The organism is Collinsella sp. OM07-12 (assembly GCF_003438275.1).
Lineage (GTDB): Bacteria > Actinomycetota > Coriobacteriia > Coriobacteriales > Coriobacteriaceae > Collinsella.
This window is the reverse complement of record NZ_QSTQ01000015.1, coordinates 40,981-61,138: the sequence shown is the minus strand read 5'-3', so window position 1 is coordinate 61,138 and position 20,158 is coordinate 40,981. Positions and strand designations below refer to the sequence as shown.

Genomic DNA, 20,158 nt, shown 5'->3' with positions numbered 1-20,158 from the left:
CGACGCGCCGGACCCCGCCGCGCCGGCCGTGGTCGCGGCGCACGCCGCCAGCAAGGGCCGGAGCGGATCGCGCAAGATCAAGGCGTCGCCCGGGAGGTCGGGCGTTACCGTCAGCCGGCGCCGCGTCTGCCGCATCATGAGGGAGAACGGCCTGGCCGGCGCATACGGCAGGAAAAGGTTCAAGGTGCACCCCGGGGCGATCAACGAGGCCGACGTGTCGAACGTCGTCGCGCGCGGCTTCGGCGGCAGGGCGCCGTACACCCATATATGCAGCGACCTGACCTACGTGCGCGTCGGGGCCTCGTGGAACTACGCCTGCCTGCTCGTCGACCCCTGCAACAGGGAGATCGTCGGTCACTCCGTCGGGCCCAGGAAGGACGCCCGGCTGGTCAAGTCGGCGTTCGCGACGGTCTCCTTCCCCATCTCGGACATCGAGGTATTCCATACGGACCGCGGCAGCGAGTTCGACAACGCCGAGATCGACCTGATGCTCGAGACCTTCGGCATAGAGAGGTCGCTGTCGGCCAAGGGCCGCCCCCCACGACAACGCCGTCGACGAGTCGACCAACAGGATACTGAAGGCCGAGCTCGTCCACCGCGAGACGTTCGGCACGACGCGCGAGCTACGGGCCAAGCTCTCGGACTGCGTGCACTGGTACAACAACTTCAGGATCCACTCGACGCTGGGCCACATGTCTCCGGTCGAGTTCAGGGAGGCGGGGCTGTCCCTCCCGGAATCTTCCAAATAGGTGTTCCCAATCCAGCTAGGGACCTGGTGGGGATAGCCGTCCCGGCGGAGGAGTGGCCTCTCACGGTGCAAACCGACGGCGGCGCCGTCTGCATGTGGCGCAAGTGGCGCTAAGCGTGCGGCTCCGGGGGATTGCGTCGAAAATGTTGGTGTAAGGGTGGCTCCCTAGCGTCCGTTTAACGAAGAGCGGCCTTCGTCCTAGAATCTGAAATCACCACAACAACAGGTTCTAGGAAAGGACGAAGACCGCTATGGAAATCTTATCAGACCCGAAGCCGGACATGCTCGCCATGCCGCGGTTCGACGACGGTGCCATCGACATGCAGGAGCTGCTCAGGCGCCTCGCCGAGCAGGTCGTAAACGCCGTGATGGACGCCGAGGCCGACCAGCTGTGCGGCGGCGGGGCGAACAGCCGCAACGGCTACCGGGAGCGCGGCCTCGCCACCTGCGTCGGCACGCTGACGCTGCGCATCCCGAAGCTCCGCACCGGCTGCTTCTTCCCGGACGACGTGATCGAGCGCTACCAGCGCGTGGACCGCGCCCTCGTGGCCGCCGTCGCCGAGATGTACGCCACCGGCACGAGCACCCGCAAGGTGCGGCGCGTCGCGGAGAAGATGGGCGTGTCCAGGCTCTCCAAGGACCAGGTGAGCGCCATCGCGTCGAGCCTTGACGCCGACATCGAGGAGCTCTGCGCGAGGCCCCTCGACGGCTCGCCGGTGCCCTACGTCTGGCTCGACGCCACCTACGTCAAATGCCGCCGCGGGGGCCGCGTGGCCTCCACGGCCGTCGTCACGGCCATCGGCTGCGACGCGGGCGGCTGGAGGCGCGTCCTGGGCGTCGACGCGGTGGACACGGAGTCGTACGACTCGTGGCTGGCATTCCTCAGGAAGATCCGCGACCGCGGCGTCTCCGGCGTGGAGCTCGTCGTCTCCGACGCGCACGCGGGCCTCGTCGCGGCCGCGGCGGAGGTCTTCCAGGGGGCGGCATGGCGGCGCTGCGCCGTCCGCCTCATGCGCGACTGCATGCGCGAGGCGGGCTCCCGGCGGCTCAGGCGCCGCGTGGGTAGGATCGTCTCGCAGGTGTTCCGCGGGCGCGACGCCGCCACCGTGACCGCCATGTACCACGTGGCGTGCGACATGCTGGAGGGGTGCTGCCCGAGGGCGGCGGCGATCCTCGAGGAGGCCGAGCCGGACGCCCTGGCATACCTCGACTTCCCGCCGTCGCACTGGAAGCGCCTGCGCACCAACAACGTCCAGGAGCGGACGAACCGCGAGATAAAGCGCAGGTCGAGGGTGGTGCAGGCGTTCCCCTCGACGGCGTCGCTGGTGCGGCTGGCAGGCGCGGTCATGTGCGAGCAGGACGAGACATGGCAGGAATCCAGGTACTTCTCGGAGGCGAAGATGAGGGAGCTCTACGACGAGGGCCGCACGCGCGGGCTCGACGGGACGGTCGACTGGTCGCGGCTGGAGGCTGAGGCCAGGAAGATGATCGAATCCGGCCTCGAGCTTGCGGACAGGATCGAGGCGGCATAGGATATCAACCGTATTCCAGGTTCCTGGACGCCGGGCCGACTCGCTTCGGATCGGACGCTACACCAACTTTCGCGACACCACCCTCCGGGGTGGTGCGCTCGATGTCGAGGAGGGCCCGGAGCCCCGACAACGCGCGCGCCGAGAGGTTCTTCGGCACGCTCAAGTGCGACTTCTTCGAGGGCAGGGACTTGGCCGGCGTGCCGTTCGACGAGTTCTCCCGCCTGATCGGCGAATATATCGAGTGGTACAGGGACGACAAGCTCAAGAAGGACCAAGGATGGAAGACCATTAGGGAGTATCGCGGGGAGAGGGGCTATGCGGCATAGCGCCGGGACATGGTCCGGAAAAACGTCCGAGGTCCTAAGTATCCCAATTCATTGCCCCGGGGTACAACGCAACTATCCAAATCATCCAGCAAACTAATAAAGCAGTAAATGGAATAAGAAACGGATGTTTACGGAAATGTTCAGCTAAAAGGCAATACAAATGTTCCTTCGCATCTTCAATGCGCAATCACGAACTGGCAGTAACATCGATTCCAAAAACACGAAGATCAAGCAAAATAAAAATGTAAGGACTATCATTTGAAAGATAAGGCTGGAAGTCGAAGCAGATTTATAGCCCTTAATTGCAATATTCGCTCCAAATGAAAACGCAAAAGCCAAGCTGGCTCCACAAACCAATAGCAAAATGTCAGAACCATCAATCAGACGGCCTTTATTTATTTACCTAATCATTGACCCCAATGTCCTCTACGTAGTTAACGAATTTATATTTGTAATCATCGAAACTATGAGAAGGGAATAAACCAAGATTCCACTAGATAATATAGGGCAGGATTAGTGGAAACAAGCTGCCCGTATCTACCAATGGAAAACAGATTTAGAGCGGAAAGAAACATACCTATAATTACTAGGGCCGAAAAACAGCCGATAATATGATTTCGCACATTCATGGTTGCAGCGCTTAATAATGAAAGCAAACAAAGTACACTCGCGATAACCGCAAGCCAAGCAAAATCAGATTGATAGCGCATCGAGATACTAGCGACCTGAACATCCGTAATTGCAAAGACCAGCATGAGCGCAATACAGACAATAACAAACAGATTAATATCTGTCGGTCTTTTTTGTTCGCCTCTAGCAACTAACGGCCAGGTAAAAATAAACAGACATGCCGGAGAAAATGCAAATAGCCCGCCATAGTAAGGCTCAATATGGAGCTCGCCATGATAGCTAGACAGGCCGCCAATTTCAGAGAGGAACGGAAAACTAGGTTCAACCCTCAACGGCTGACAGAAAAACATATATACACCCCCGAAAGCACGCGAAAGAGGATGCGCTTGATGAACCATATCAAAACCAGTCAAATTGTAAGAAGCACCAAATTCAGTAAAGGAATCAAAGCGCAAATAGTTATAAATCAGAGCCCCAACACCAACAACAAAGAACGGCAATATCACTGCGAAAGTATTTACAAGTCCTTTTTTAGAGAAAAATAGTCGATCTTCAGTTAACTCAGTCCAAAAGATTGGAAAGGCAAATAAGCAAACCAATACATACGCAGGGCGACATTCGAGAGTGAGGGCTATGCAAAGTGAGCCCAACACAAGCTCCGTTATTTTGAGATTATTCTCAGCAGAGTGAATCCAAAACGCCAAGCCCAAGAACGAAAAGCCTAATCCAGACAGTATGGGCAGAGAGTAAACAGTTGGATAAAAAACTTGCGTCAAAAGTCCCCCTCCAAAAGAAAGCAGAAAACAGGCGAGGAGAAAAATGCCGAATGACGCAGACTTGAAATATCGCCGGATAAGTTGATAAATTAAGCACGCAGCAGAACAAATAAAGAACACGGCATATAAAACGACAGCATAATCCGTGCGTAAATCAGAACCTGTAACCAACTTAAACGGAACAAAAGTCAATAGAGCGGGGAGCACCCCAAAATATGAATAATAATGACCATTATAGTATGCATAATCCCAATACGTTGCCTCACCAGTTTCTTGTGATAAAGCGGCTCGTGCTCCTGCATCATAAGGGTTACTCATATCGTCGAGCCAAGACGGAGGGGTTAAATCTAGATATAGATGTCCTTCCAATAGAGCGTTAGACAAATGGTTGTACTGATTCTGATCTTGAATAAAGCTACCGTTCTCTGTATAGGCATCACCAGAATACAAATTAACGCCAGGCTGAATAAGTTTGCCAGTAGCAGCCGCAAAAAGAACTACCCCTAAGATCAGAGCGACCGTGAGGCGCATTTGAATCGAATCAGAAAGGTCCAAGGGCATAGCAAACAGACGCGACTTAGAGCTAAATGCATAGACTAGATATCCAAGAACACAAAGTACGACAAATCGGATTGGTGAAAAATAAAATGGCACATGTCGATTAAAGGAAATGTTTACAATCGAAAAACTATCGCCTTTAGCAACCTGTGGATAAATGTTAACCTCATCAACCTCCCCAGCTGGATGTATTCGAATATAGTGAGATGTAGATAGCAGATTACACACTGTTTGTGCCCCCACGGGCATCGGGGTTTCAGTATTTCCAGTGTCTTTTATTGATATTTTATAATTGACACCCGTTCCAACACGCAATGAGTAGGCCTCTTGCTTCAGAGGCTGAATGTGAACATTCTGGATGTTCACAGAGTTAAAGCGAAATGAAAGACGGCCGCCTTCTTCTGTCATTTTATAGGTTTGCTCATTGATTTTTTCAATGCCATTAAGGCTCACGGACGAACAAGGAACTGTTTGAAAAGCAAATGATTCCCAAAACGGAAAATTAAACAGGAACAACTCGAGTAGAAGCACGATAAATAGTGGTCTTAATTTACGTGGTATTAAATACTTCTTACTAGTCATATCTTCTCTCACATGTAACTCGTTCGATTAATGCATCGGATCGTTAGATGAAACGCCCGAAGGAGCCGTGGGGAGCTAAAATCCAGTCAAAATCAATATCATGACAAGTTATCCCCCATCGTCAAATGTCTCTCCAACCCCTAGGCCTTACAAGCGCGACCATGATTTTCATAGATAAATCTAGAGTAACATAAGAAGGAGGATTGACCGTAGTCCCCATTTGTTTGATAGACACCGAGCACCTATTCCACCTCCCAGTTTCCAACAGACTAAGCCGTATCATTAAGAACAAAGCGCTGGCGAATCTGCCTCAAAGCAGAACCGTAATGATCCGATGCTTCGCACTCACCCCAGAACATATCGTCAATCTACGAAACAATGTGAATATCGAATGGAGCGGGTGAACATTGGCGTCTGGACTAAAATTACCGCCATTTACATCAAGCGCCTTTGAGACTTTGCATTACAGATAGCATGGTGGCCATCGCAATATTCGAAGCTGAAAAGCTGAGCAAGCGTTCTATTGCTGTTGCAGGACTAAAATATCGCTTCGTTCGAGCTTATGCTACAGGCATCGCCAATGACCTTAGCGGTGGAACTGCAAGCGCGACTTAATTTGAAATAACCCTTCGGAAGGATATCGCCTCATTTTGCGACCGACGGGGACGTACCCAACAGGGCAAAGCGAGAGGCGCCCTCATTAGAGCTCAGCTCAACGTTTACACCATTGGACGCGCCGGATCCTCTCGATCCAAGATATAAACCGGGCCTCAGAGCGCTCTCAATGAGATATGTACCATCAGGCTGCTTGGCGGCAATCCACTTTTGAGCATACGTGCCGTTGGAGGCGTACTGGGCAATGTTTGTTCCAGCGGAAGCGTTTCCTCCGGCAACATCAATCACCTTATGAGAGCCAACATTAGTAAACGTAACATAGCCCTTATCGTCATGAGAAACGACCCAGCGCTGGGCATTGCTCATGTTCGACCTATACAGCTGGATATTGGCACTATTGCCTTTTGAGCCGCCAGTGACATCCAAGACAAACGAGCAGTTCTTGCTCAAGCTTACGAGATACTCGCCGTCTGCCAAATCGGAAACGTGCGCCTTGGCCTCAGCGTCTTGCTCGGAGCGCAAGCACTTAAAGCCAGAAGGTGTAAATGCGACCGAAAGTTCACGGGAATCGCCTCTGGAAACCGTGACCAGCTTACCGGAGGCGTTTGCGCCTAGAGCACAGCCAGAAACGGCGTTAACGATACGGTACGAGCCATTACCAGCGTCTTCGATAGCCCAGTAATAATTGGACGACGAGGGCGAAGCGCTCCCCTGCTTAACAGCAGCCCCGGGAACTATATCCCCGTCCTGGGCAAATAGATAGCGATAGGATTTTGCAGACTTGATTGCGTAAAGACCCTTGGCGGCATCATATTCAAAGCCAAATCCCTGCGCAATAGTCCCGTTAGGGCCATACAGCTGGATAGCGACACCGCTATCCATGCTACCGCTGGTCACATCAAAGACTCGGCCATCAGGAGCCGTTACGACAGCAGACTGAGAATCAATTATTTGACCCTTAGAAACATCTCCGGCTGTATACAGGCGAAATCGCTGGGCATCGGTACCATTATCTTCATAAACTTGAGCATTTGCTCCATTCGAAGTGGCCCCACCGGCAAGGTCCAAGACAAAATCGGTCTTAAGCGCGGAACAGATCTTAACCGAGCCGCCGCCGCAATTTACAAGAATCCACTTCTGAGCCCAAGACCCGTTAGGCGCGTATTGCTGAACATTGGCGCCGGCTTTCTTGCTGCCGCCGGAGACGTCTAAAACCTTGCCCGAACCTACATTGGTGATGGTTACATAGCCATTCTTGTCATACGTAAACGTCCAGCGCTGAGCCGGCGTGGCGTTAGATGCATACACCTGCAGATTTGCACCGGACTTCGTAGATCCGCCGGAAATATCGAGGACCTGCCGCTCGGATATGGAACCAATGGCGTATTCGACGCCCTCCCTTACAAGCCCTCTGCTGGAAGCAGCAAGATCATCAAGCTCTTGGCGAACGGTGCGCGCCGAAGCGAGCGTCCATTTTTGAGCATCAGATCCGTTATAGGTATAAATCTGCAGCGCGGACCCACTCACGTCATTAGCGCCAGGAACGTCAATGGCTTTGCCGGACTTAGAATTTATGAATGAATACTTGCCATTACCACAGTCAATAACAGACCAATGCTGAGCGCTGGTGCCATTAGAGGAGTATTGAGAGATGGCACCGCCGTTGGAAACGGAGCCCCCTTGAGCCTCAAAAGGCTTACCTGAGTTAACGTTTACGATTTCGTACAGGCCATTACCGACCTGCTTAAAAGCAAACATCTGCGCCTGGCTGTTGTTGGCAGTGTAAATCTGGAGACGCGCGCGATCGTCAGAAGACCCACCGTTGATATCCATGACCAGCTGCGGGTTGAGCGAACTCTTAATAACAAAAGCTTTGTCGGTCTCTACGGTCGAGGAAGAGGCAAAGGTAAAACGCTGGGCATTCGATTTATTCGGAGCCCAAATCCTAACCGAAGTACCATCCGAAGTGCTACCGTTGCAAAGATCGAGCGCCCAGTTACCCAGAGCGGACTGAATATAAAATCCGCTATCGGCAACACGAATATGCCAAAGTTGACGACTGTCTTGAGCATAAGCGGCCTGAACAACCGAAGAACCACTTTGTGCATTGTCGCCGGCAACGGATAGATATTGTCCAGTAGATTCGCTCTTAATTCGATAGGCCCCGGAACCAGCCGACTCAAGACGAAAGCGCTGATTTGAAGACCCTTGAGCATGGAACAAAGAAAGCTGCCCGTCATCACCAACAGTAACGCTCGAGGAATCCTGCGCTATCGAATCGATATAGTAAATCCCGTCTGCGAGAGCATAATCGGGCAGATTAACTACGTTGACAAAATCAGCCGAGGAAAAAGCATTCATGTCAACAGTGTTGGCAGTGATGCCATCAAGTCGCTCCGACGAAGTGTACTGCCATCCGTACTGTCCGGCGCAACTAAACGAAGTTCTAAGCTTGGGGCCGTATTCCGCAATCCAAGACACGCGGGGGCGCACACTTGCAGCTTTGAGATAGGTATCCGCGTACCAACGACCAGAATAAATGGATACGTTGTTAATGCCAAAACCAGAGAGCGTATTAAAATACGCATTCACGATGCCCTCGTACGCAGAGGCGCTATTAGGCGATATCGCATTACCGTTGCTGTCATAGAACGATTCAAGGTCATAAAAAATCGGCAGCGACAGATCATACAGGCTGTACTTATTTATAATCTGTCGGGTAAAGTACGCCTCGCCTGTAGCATCATTCGAATTCTGAGCCGTACTAAAGATATACACGCCAAAAGGAATTCCCAAGCGGCGAACCTCACGCAAATTGCGCTCGAACTGTTTGTCAAAATGGGTCGCCGAATAACCAAAGCGCAAAATTACAGCATCAACGCCAGAATTTTGAACCTTATTCCAGTCAATCGACCCCTGCCACTCAGAAACGTCAATGACCTTTAGTGCCGGAGACGCAAAAACCTCGCCATACCCGTTATAGAACACTTTAGAAGCGTTCGTGCCACTCCAATAGGGAGACCCGCTTGCAGAACGATCATCGAGCGCGGCGGCAAGCGGCTCACCCTCCATCGAGCTACCGGCGGTATAGTCGTTGGAATCATCCGCGGGATGCGCCTCACCATAGGCAAGACGCTCCTCTAGAGATGCATCGACCGGGAGCGAACCATCGTCGGCAAAAACAGGGGTTGCCCCCAGGCTGCAAAGCAGACCGAGGGCAACCAATAGCGACGATGCGAGACAAGTTTTCTTGCGCATAACCATCAACCTAAATCCAAACTAACAAAGGGCGATATTACGATACCAACCCCAAAGCGGCGTATACGTGGTTCCATAATAATTGACCCAGTCATTAAGCCCGCGAACGTTAACTCGACCAATGTTCTCAATAACTTTGCCATCGCCAATATAGATTGCAATATGGCCCCAAATGAACCCTGCCCACGTATTGGAGTGAGACGGAACATCAATAATCATAACAACTATCCAATTGGTTCGATCACCATCCTGCCAACATGCCCAAAACCTGTCTCAGACATATACCTCGATTTACGAAAAGAGAATTACACAAACGGACGAGCAGCACCGATCGGGTTGCCGCGCTCGTAAACGCCGTGAACACCGACACCCTGCTTGGGCCAAGAGTCAATCATGCGCCCGCCGCCCAAATAGATGGCAATATGGCCGCGGTAGTAAACGACGTCGCCGCGTTGCATGTTACCAACACTTACGGGCATAAACGTTCCGTTGTTATACCAATTCATAGAGTTGTACGTCTGCCATGCAAGCCAACGATGGTTATAGGGGTTGTAGATACCCATATCCATACCCGTGGCATAGAGGCACTGCAGCACAAAGCCAGAGCAATCGACGGCACCACCAGGCGCGGTAGAGTAAGGCTCGATATACCTCGTACCAACATACTCATAGGCACGCTGGATAAAGGCATTGACGCAGTCATCTCGTGTGGCATCGATCGCAATACGAGACGGCGTTACATAGGTGAACTCGCCCGTACAATAACTTGGAAGCCTTACCGTCAAGCTACTTACCTGGGGGTAGTTCGCAGGGTTCTGATAACCAATCTTCGCAGGACGTTCGGCAGAAAGAGCACGCCAAGACTGAGCAGCGGAGCCACTATAAGACCAGAGCTGGACATTGGCTCCATTCGCAGTGGCCCCGTCGCTTACCTCCAGGACCTTATTGCCACAAGCGGAAACAATCTTGATTCCACGCTCCCCCATTTCGAAACGCCACTTCTGCGCGTTCGACCCATTCCACTGCCACTGCTGAACGTTCGCTCCATCCGCATCAGAACAGCTATAGACGTCAAGAGGATAGGCGGAACAACAAGCCGTAAGCGAATACCAGCCGTCGCCGACGCCACGAACCCACATACGCTGACTCAGCGTACCGTTAGAAGCATAAATCTGAACGTTTGCACCATTTGCACGAGAGCCACCGGCGACATCGAGCCGCTGGTCGGTAGCATGCATGGGAGCAAACTCATAGAAACCGTCAGAAATAAGGGGGGCAGACGCGATGGTCCACCCTTGCGCCGCGGACCCATTCTCGTCGACGCAGACAACTGATCCACCAGAACCAGAGATGGACAGCACCTTACCGGTCTTTTTATTCTTAAGCTCAATCCCCTTCCCAAAGCAGATTTCAATCGACCATTTGGCCTCGTCGGCTTCATTATCAGAGATTTGAAGAATGGCACCGTCGGACTCTCGAGCCGAAAGATACTTGGCAGAATTGGCACATTGGAAGGAATAGCAGCCCTGGTCATCCTTACGAGCCCAGAATTTCTGAGCCAGGGTACCGTTTCCCGTATAAACCTGCAGCGGAGCTTCGTCTGCATAGGAACCACCGGTAACGTCGAGATATTTACCCGTAGAATCCGAACAGATGGAGTAGCAGCCCTCATCGAGCGAAACGGTAAAGACTTCGAAAGTCCAATGCTGTGCGGCACTGCCGGACTCATAGGCAGTCATCACGGAACCATCAGGTTTACGTTCCAGCACCAGATTGCTCGCAACGGAACGGATTACATAACTATCTCCATCGGGCTCAATTCGCCACTGCTGATTTGAGCCAATGCCGGGGAAATCCCACTGTTGAACTTTTGCGCCCGGGAAAATGTCGCCACTATCAAGATCAAGCCCCTTGGTAGACTTCGCCGAACGAATCGAGTAGAAACCCGTAGCGGAATCGAACGAGAGCTTAAAACACTGAGCCATTGTGCCATTTGTGGCATACGTTTGAATACGGGCGCCGTTGGAGAAGGAGCCACCCGCAACGTCAAGGCATGTGGAAGGATCGGAAACGGAATTAATCTGATACATGCCATCCGCAACCGATTGAGTGCCTGCCCCGACATGAGGATGCGCATCGATGGCAATGAAACGCTGCGCCGCAGAGCCATTTGCTGTCCAAATTTGAACATTTGCGCCATTAGAGACGCTTCCGCCGCTTACGTCTAAAACAAGGTTTCGTCCAAGGCCGGAATAAAACACGAATGACCCATTTGTCTGCTTAACAGGAATCCAACGCTGCGCGGCGGTGCCATTCACGGCATATTGCTGAACGTTGTTGCCGGACTTTTTGCCACCACCCGTAACATCGAGGGCTGAAGAGGTTCCTGCATGAGCAATCGTCACATAGCCGGTAGGCTGACCATTTGAGTCGAGCACATTCTTGATAACCCAGCGTTGAGCCGCGGTGTTGTTGGAGGCATAGATTTGGATGTTGGCGCCATTCGAAGCAGAGCCACCAGAAACATCGACAACACTTCGCGGTGATGAGTCCATACCGAGGGCGTAAGTTCCATCGGAGATCTGCAAGCCCTGCGCAGCAGCAAAGGCATCGACATCAGCCTGCGTCCAGGTAAAGCCCTTCGTCTGCGTCAAAGTCCAGGTAGCGGCATCAGTAGAGGTAACGGCAACGCCACTTTCAAACGAAAGATATAACCCATTAGCAGCGTTTTTAATGGCAAAACCCTCTCCAGAAGGCTCAAGGATCCAAAAACGATTCTTTGTATACGAACCGGTGTCATCAAGAGATCCGTAGAGGTGGGCGGCGCCGCGGGGTACGACGCTACCGTAATCGGCGTCAATCAACTTGCCCGAAACAAGCGAAGCAATCGTGTAATAACCGGATGCACTGTCATACGTAAGACGGAACGCCTGTGCAACGGTATCGTTCTTTGCATACGACTGAAGAGTCGCACCGGACTCAGCAGAAGCGCCTTTCACATCGAGCGCCAAGCCAGAAGATTCAAAACAATAAACACCGTCGGTGACATTCTTTCCTAAAGAGTCAACGACCGGATTGGAGTCAATTGCAAAAAACAGCTGCGCGGCGGTCTGATTGGCCTTATATAGCTGGACATTAGCTCCATCAGCAGAGCTACCGCCCGCGATATCGAGCACGTAATCAAAGTTGAGGGCGGAATGTATCGTCAAGCCTCCATCGGCGTCCTTAACGGCAATCCACTTTTGCGCGCGCGTACCGTTAGCCACATACTGCTGAACGTTACGACCCGATTCGGCTATACCACCAGAAACATCAAGCACCAAACCGGAACCGGTGTTTTCGAAAGTTAAAAAGCCGTTCTCGTCCTCATGTACTAACCAGCGCTGAGCTTTAGTCATATTCGAGTTGTACATCTGAACATTAGCGCCATTTGAGGAAGATCCGCCCGCAACGTCCCACACCTTGCGCGAGGCATTGCTGCAAGCAAAAACATATGTCGCACCGCCAGAAAGCGTCCCTTTGTTTTTAGCAGCTAAGTCCTCAACGCTCTCAGAATCTTGAGGCGTCGTACCATCGGCCGATTCGACGGCAGATGTCGACGAGTCTTCAGATCCCTCCTCGCTAGATAGCACAGTCGAGCTATTCGGAGCGAAGCTACCGTCACCGTCATCGGCAGCACCCAATTCGATTACTCGATTAGCATCGGATCCGTTCGTGGACACTTCATCGGCGAATAACGGAGACACTCCAACGGAGGAAACAAAAAGACCCGCAGCCAAAGCCACTACCGAAATAGCAGCTAGGCCGCGGGTATATCGGCTGCAACTCATATCAGACCCCCGATTCAAATTAACACTGAATCTATAATAGTTGATACGAGCCGCAATATTGTTGCAATTGGTTACTTAATAACGACCGCTTGCGCACCTCGTTGCTGGTAAACCCAAGCAATCCAATCGCGATCGTAGGTGGTATAGCCATCGATGGTATCGGAGATCATGACCTTGTTTGTTTGAGGGTTATAGCCCTTCAGAACAACCGTATGCGAGTTAACGCAAGCAAAATATCCACCCTGTCGGGCATAGATATTTCCAACGTTGCCCTGATGAACGGTAGTCCAAATAATGACCGGATGTCCATCATCAAGGTAATTACAGAGGTCATACAGAGAGGTTCCCGACACGTCGTACGAACGCAGGCTGCTCCCCCTGCTTGCCAGGAAATTATTGGCAGCCCTATTGAGTCCAGGAGCGCAGATCTCGTTACCGTTGTTATAGCTGTGGGGATCTCCCCAGAAGCACCAGACAAAGTCCCAGGAGCTACGGGGAATCCATCGATCGGCCATCTCGCACGGACCAACACCAAAACCGTAATAGTTAAGGACGTTGGTCAGAGCCGCAGATTCACAGCCGTTGGGAAGACCAACGGAGTACTGATTGTAAACTGGGACAGCCAGATCTACCGCCTCGGGCGTATAGCTCGTCTGGGCAAAGTAGAATCCCTGCGCGTCGGAGCCATTAGCAGCGTAAATCTGGATATTGGCTCCATCATTAAGCGCACCTCTGTTCACGTCCAAAACGAGTGAGTCGTTAAGCGCAGAACGAATGACAAAGGAGCCGCCGCCTACGTAGTCAACACGCCAGCGCTGAGCGGAGCTTCCATTCCCCTGCCACTGCTGAACGTTAGCGCCCGAAGCACCCTGAGCATTCAGGACATCGAGATATTTTTTGCTTCGGCAGTTTTGAATCGAAATGCTTCCATCCGAGTTAACGCTGACGTTCCATTTTTGAGCGCCAGAATCATTGGAAGACCAAAGCTGCACGTTGGCACCGTTGGAACGAGAGCCACTCGCCACGTCTAGCACCTTAGAACGGTTAGAAGCAGCGGCAATAACATAGGTACCCGAATCAACTAACGAGCAGGCAGATAATTTGAAAGACTGTGCCAAGGTGCCGTCAGAATCATACATCCTAATATTAGTTCCATTGCTTGTTGAGCCACCTACAGCATCGAGGACCTTGCCGGTTGCAACGTTAACGAAGTTGATACCGCCCTTGTCAATCTGGGCGGTCCAAAGCTGAACATCACCATTATCAAAAGATCGGACGCAAACGTTACCATCTTCATCTGCCGTTAAGACCTTGCCAGACACCAGGCTTTCAACGGTATACGTATTATCACGGTCGGCAACCTTGGCAACTTTCCATTTCTGAGCAATCGACTTGTTGCTTCCATAGAGCTGAACGTTAGCGCCATCACTGGCCGAGCCGCCCGCAACGTCCAAAACAGCAGAGGAGGAAGCAGAGCTCGAAATGGTAAAGAAGCCCTCGGGCAAAAGCGAAGTCAGCTTTGTAAAAGCAAGACGCTGCGACGCGGAATCAGACGGGATATCTCCGTACACATTAGAGTTGGCAACACTTAGGACCAATCCGGTTGCTTTATTCGTTGCCGTATAGGAACCGTCGTCGTTACGAACAATGGAAAACAGCTGATTTGCGTTATTGCCGTCACCGCTCCATTGGTGAACATTTGTTCCAGGGCACACATTGCCACCATCGACATCGAGAGCCTTGCCAGACTGGGCGTTCACGATTCGATAGTAGCCATTCTCATATACAAATTTAAAGACCTGAGCAAACGTGCCATTAGCAGCATAAGTCTGGACGTTTGCCCCGTTAGAAGAGGACCCTCCGGAGATATCAAACACACGAGATGAATCCGATGCCAGCGAAATAGTGAACCAGCCGTCCAAACCAAGATCGTCGGACGGGGCTACATCGGGAACGGCCGATACAAAACGAACGTTTTGGGCGGCGGTACCGTTGCTCGCATATGTTTGAATATTGGCACCATTCGAGGAAGATCCGCCTGCAACATCTAGAACAAGATCGGGCAGAACCGCGGACTGCAACCGGAACGAGCCACCAGGCACCGAGGGAACGGCGATCCAGCGCTGGGCACGCGATCCATTGGATGAATACTGTTGAATATTGGTTCCCAACGTACAAGAACCGCCCGCAATATCAAGCACCTTGCCAGAGGAAAAGTTTTTGATAATCAAATAGCCGAGTTCATCATGCGAAATATCCCACTGTTGAGCCGCTGTCATATTCGACACATACGACTGAACGTTGCCGCCGTTGACTTTAGAGCCACCGTTCACGTCCAGAACCTTAGCTCCTCCGACGCCGAGCGCCAAGACATAGCGTCCATCAGCAATATTGCCAGCATTTTGCTGGGCAAGTGCATCCAGTTGTTCGCGCTGAACGTCTAAATTGAATAATGTCCAACGTTGAGCAATCGTGCCATTATCCGACCAAGTTCGCACGTTCGTGCCGTTACTTGTATTACCGCCGGCGATATCAAGGCAGATCGACGGATCAAGCGCAGACACCAGCTTGATGGAGCCCCCATCCTTAACGGCAATCCATTTTTGCGCCGCAGAACCATTTGACGCGTATTGCTGAACATTCGTTCCAGATTGAGCGCTTCCACCAGAAACATCAAGAACAAGACCGGAACCACTGTTGGTTAATGTGACAAAGCCATTTTGGTCATGAGAAACGGTCCACGTTTGTGCACCTGTGGCGTTGAGAGCATATACTTGGACATTCGCACCCGATGACCTAGATCCGCCCGCAACATCAAGCGTCTGCCAGGAACTTTTTGCCGAGCGAATATAGTAGGTGCCGTCAGCGAGGTCGGATGCGTGGGCGGCTGCAAGCTCGGCGAGGATGGCAGCCTTGGGCTTCTCGAGCGTAAACGTCTGAGCAACGGATTCGTTGGATTGATAGAGACGGATTTCTGTTCCGTTGGAATCGCTGGCGCCAGCGATGTCGATGGCAAAATCATCATCGACGACAGGCGAAAAGACATATCCACCGCCAACCTGTCGAGCATGCCATGCAAAGCCCCAAGCGCCATCATCGCCAGTATTCTGTGTAAGACGCGGATGGTCCGTGAAACGAGAGACGTCGTTTGGGTAGCAAAGGTACAACCCCGACTTAATGTTCTTAAAAGCGTATTGACGGCTGCCAAGATCAACAAGGACAAACTGCTGTGCAGCCGTCTCATTTCTACCATACAACTGTATCGCAGCGCCGGCGCTCACCGAACCGCCTGGAACATCGAGCACTCGATGCCCCGACAAAGTCGAGGTAAGAAAATACGTACCGGCATCAAGTGCCGCGTACTTAGAAGGATCAGAAGCCGTGGTAGAAGAGTCAGATTCTTTAACTGTGTCGCTTTCGTTCGCGTTAGTGTCTTGGACTGAATCGTTCGAAGACTGGATCTGCTCGGAATTAATCCCGTCCTTTGTTTGTTCAGATTCTTCAGCGACAGGACTAGCGGAAGATTCTTCAGCAAAAGCAGTCGAGCCCGATTTGAGAACGAGGGGTAAAGCCAGAAGCAACCCCAGGAATAATCCAACTCGTAATAGAGCGCAAACGCGTTTTTTATGACGCATAACATCCCCCAGACGATCTTGCCAACACCAACAAACACAACGCATTGAAACCTCAGGCAAACGCATATCCTTATTATCGAAGCATGCGATATTGCCTGCGATGAAAATGTTTACATGTTTGGTTCATTTAATCGCTGTTCAGCGCGACATGCAACCATTTGAGCAAAAAAGGCGGCTCACAAACTGCGAGCCGCCCCATGACAAGGATTAGTAATTGACCACTTTGGTTCCGTAGGGGATGTTGTCATAGATCCATTTAGCGTGATCAGTTGTAAGCCTGATACAACCTGCCGAAGCACGCCGCCCCATTGTGTGATCCTTCACATTAAACGTTCCCGTATAACAAGGCTGCGAATGGAATAGATAATCTCCGTAGAACTGTGTGTAGTACCAGCAGGTATACCCGTGTCCAAACGAAATGCCCTTTCCGTAAACAGAGAACTCACCCAACACCGTTGGCGACCCATTTTTGCCTGGAGCACACTGCCAGAAGGACCAGAGCCTCCAATTACCACGAGAGCCACTAAAAATACCCGTACGGCATCCAACGGTATCAGTCAAAATTAGCCATTCCGTGTTGCTGTTATACCACTGTGCACGGTTATACATTGCCTGCTGGTCGGCAGGCAGCGGCTGCACGTACGTAGTAGCTCCGAAGGTAAACCGCTGCGCCCCTGAATCGTTACTTGCGTACAGAGCAACGTTCGTTCCATTCGCATTGTTACCTCCAGAAGCATCGATAACGAACGCTCCATTCAGAGCGGAAGACAACTTAAATCCACCGGGTACATAATCGATATACCAACGCTGAGCAGCACTTCCGTTCCTAGACCATTGTTGGATATTGGTTCCAGAAGATGCAGCACCGTCTTTTACATCAAGAGCCTTGCCACTGGCGGCATTTACGATGTTGTATGAGCCATCACCGTTACGAGAGAAGTTCCATTTTTGAGCACCCGAATCGTTGTTCTGCCAAATCTGAACGTTTGCACCGTCCGAGTGCGATCCGCCAGAAACATCTAAGACCGAACTCGCGCGAGAAGCCATTCGGATGAAATACGTACCATTGTCGATGGTTGCCGAAGTAGCGCGCAGGCGGAATCTCTGCGCAGCGGAGCCATTGGAGAAGTGGACTTGAATATTGGAAGTCGATGCAAAATTACCGCCCTTCACATCAAGCGAAAGGTCTTGGTCATCCGCAGACACAAACTCAATACCATTGCTATCGATTCGCGCCACCCATTGCTGCGCCTTCACATCTGCCGGTGCCATCGTGCAAACATTGGTACCGGAAACAGCAAGTCTGCTAGTTGAGCAAACGGATTCAAACGTATAGGTATTCTTCGCTCCATCCACCTTTTTAAGCAGCCATTTTTGGGCGAAGGAACCATTGCTGGCGTAGAGCTGAACGTTAGCGCCGGAGTCAACAGATGCACCCGCGACATCAAGCACATAGGAGGAATTTGCAGACGGATAGACTTCATAAAGGCCTTCGCTCAGCAGGTCTTCTTGCTCAGCAAAAACAAACGACGTCTGGACGGAATCTCCCGCCGTAGCAGCGACCAGATTTGAACCGGATACCGCGAGCATGAGCCCTGTGCCCTTATTGATAAACGAATAGCTTCCGTCTTCATTGGCTACGACGCTAAAGAGCTGATTGTCGTTGGGGCTTTCATCCCACTGCTGGACATTCGTCCCGGGGACAACGTCGCCCGCTGCAACATCGAGCACCTTACCGGAACCAGCATTACACAGAACATAGTAACCGTCTCGATACTCAGCCTTAAATAACTGGGACAGCGTGCCATTGCAGGAATATGTCTGAACGTTGCCCCCGTTCTTCAATGATCCACCGGCAACGTCAAAGGCAACAGAGGCATTTGAGGAGGGCGAAATAACGCACCAGCCCTTGTCTTTCAAAATGTCATCGCACGGGTCAACTGACGCAGGGTTTGCGGCAATAAAAGTGAAGCGCTGCGCGGCAGTTCCATTCGAAGCATATAGTTGTACGTTTGTCTGAGAGTTCAGAGAGCCACCGGCAACGTCAAGCGTGCGCAGTTGCCAAACAGCAGAAAGAAGTCGAACGCTTCCATCGCCATTCGGTACCGCAATCCACTTTTGTGCATAGTTCGCATCGCCACAAGCCGCGTACTGCTGGACGTTCGTTCCCAGAGAAGTTGAACCCGCGGAAACATCAAGTGCTTTGCCAGACTTTACATTCGTTATCGTGAGATAGCCGTCATCGTCATGCGAAACACGCCAACGCTGAGCGGCAGTCGTATTCGATTGATAGATCTGCACGTTTGCACCGTTAGAAGCAGAGCCGCCGACAACATCGAGAACCATTCGAGACAAATCCGGACCGGCAGTTATCGCAAAGTCCCCATCTTTGACAACTTCTCGGTTATCGGAAGCGAGCTTATCGAGCTCGGAACGTACAGCCGTCGGATCCACAAAGTAGAAGGATTGGGCAGCCGTTCCATTTGCACTATACAGCTGAAGTCCAGCACCAGATGCTATAGAGCCACCGGGGACGTCGGCGACCTTTTGTCCGTTCAAGCCCGACACAATCCGATAGCGCTCGCCGTCTTTCTCGATGATCCACTTTTGGGCCTTGGTTCCATTGGCGGCATAGGTCTGCAGCTTCGTGCCGTTGGCGTCTTTGCCGCCCGCCGCATCCAGAACCGCACCAGCACCATGAATCGCAATGGTGCGATACCCGTCCGACGTAGTTGAGACATCGAACGTTTGAATCCAAGAGTAAGCAAACGTATCGAATGACAAAGAGCCACTAGCCGACTTCAGAGCAAACGAGTCGTTCGAAGCCAACACAGCATATGTTCCATCGGGAAGGTCAGCGAGATGCGCCGCCGCCCGATCATCGAGTTGCTGCTGCTCAGTTTTGGCAGGCGTTAGCACCCATCGCTGAGCAGCCGTACCATTTGCCTCATACAACTGCACGGCAGAGCCATTTGCGGCAGCTCCACCCGCCACGTCAATGGCAAACGACTGGTTGAGCGCCGAAATAAAGGTGTAGCTGCCATCGGCCTCTTTAATTGCAATCCAACGCTGCGCAAGGGTGCCGTTATCGGACCAAAGCTGAACGGGATTTCTATTGCTCGCGCTGCCGCCGGGAACATCAAGCGTGCAACCCTTGACAGAAGCAATGACAACAAAGCCATTCTGATCGTGAGACACACGCCAGACCTGAGCATTCGTCTTGTTCCCACTGTACAGCTGCGGCTTTCTACCAGCGGACGCCGTACCACCAGGAACATCCAGTACAAAATTGCTGTTAACCGAAGAGTCAAAAGTGTACAACCCATCCGCAAGGTCGTCGACGTGCTCGGAAGCAAAATCATAGACAGACTTGGACTTTTCCGGTTTCACAGCATCAGTCGAATCCGATGCATTCGAATCGAACGTGTTGTCCACGCACGTAGCTTCGTTGGTAACGAGCTCGGACTCGTTAAACTGGTCTGCAGCCATGGAGGCATTTGTATCTTGGCCGGTAGCCACGTTGTCTTCAGCAAATGCGGGAACGAGACATATTCCCAACAGAAGCACGATAAACACCGAAGCAAACATAGCTTTTCGATTGCCCATGTCTGTCCCCTTTCATACGGTTGCTTACACTCTATGCCAAGAAGCGCGCCCCATCGTCGAGA

General features: G+C 52.0%; 8 protein-coding genes and 1 pseudogene. 4 read left to right on the top strand and 5 right to left on the bottom strand.

Features of this window, described 5'->3' with window-relative positions:
* Positions 1 to 28: 28 nt before the first annotated feature.
* The 4 genes and pseudogenes from DXB98_RS10440 to DXB98_RS06815 all read left to right on the top strand — a co-directional run.
* A pseudogene (locus DXB98_RS10440) lies at positions 29 to 478 on the top strand (DDE-type integrase/transposase/recombinase); the annotation flags it as partial.
* A 94-nt stretch (positions 479 to 572) separates the two neighbouring features.
* Entirely contained in the window at positions 573 to 749 is a 177-nt protein-coding gene (locus DXB98_RS10435; RefSeq protein WP_369831389.1) for an IS3 family transposase, read from the top strand.
* A gap of 250 nt (positions 750 to 999) precedes the next feature.
* Positions 1,000 to 2,280, top strand: a complete 1,281-nt coding sequence (locus tag DXB98_RS06820; protein ID WP_117743595.1) for an IS256 family transposase — start codon at positions 1,000 to 1,002, stop codon at positions 2,278 to 2,280.
* 101 nt (positions 2,281 to 2,381) lie between these two features.
* Positions 2,382 to 2,606, top strand: coding sequence for an IS3 family transposase (locus tag DXB98_RS06815; RefSeq protein ID WP_117743594.1), 225 nt, complete (start codon positions 2,382 to 2,384; stop codon positions 2,604 to 2,606).
* Between the two features lie 464 nt (positions 2,607 to 3,070).
* Here the strand turns inward: DXB98_RS06815 and DXB98_RS10100 are convergent, their stop codons facing one another.
* The 5 genes from DXB98_RS10100 to DXB98_RS06790 all read right to left on the bottom strand — a co-directional run bounded on the left by DXB98_RS10100 (position 3,071) and on the right by DXB98_RS06790 (position 20,096).
* Positions 3,071 to 5,152: a hypothetical protein gene (locus DXB98_RS10100; protein ID WP_147330309.1), complete on the bottom strand. Its 2,082-nt coding sequence runs from the start codon at positions 5,150 to 5,152 to the stop codon at positions 3,071 to 3,073.
* Positions 5,153 to 5,797: 645 nt separating this feature from the next.
* Complete coding sequence (locus DXB98_RS06805) at positions 5,798 to 9,025, bottom strand: RICIN domain-containing protein (protein ID WP_158553168.1); 3,228 nt, start codon at positions 9,023 to 9,025, stop codon at positions 5,798 to 5,800.
* Between the two features lie 305 nt (positions 9,026 to 9,330).
* Positions 9,331 to 12,804, bottom strand: a complete 3,474-nt coding sequence (locus DXB98_RS06800) for an RICIN domain-containing protein (RefSeq protein ID WP_158553167.1) — start codon at positions 12,802 to 12,804, stop codon at positions 9,331 to 9,333.
* A gap of 122 nt (positions 12,805 to 12,926) precedes the next feature.
* Positions 12,927 to 16,490, bottom strand: a complete 3,564-nt coding sequence (locus tag DXB98_RS06795) for an RICIN domain-containing protein (protein WP_158553166.1) — start codon at positions 16,488 to 16,490, stop codon at positions 12,927 to 12,929.
* Between the two features lie 207 nt (positions 16,491 to 16,697).
* A complete protein-coding gene (locus DXB98_RS06790) occupies positions 16,698 to 20,096 on the bottom strand; it encodes an RICIN domain-containing protein (RefSeq protein WP_117743589.1) in 3,399 nt (1,132 codons plus the stop codon).
* Positions 20,097 to 20,158: the final 62 nt, after the last annotated feature.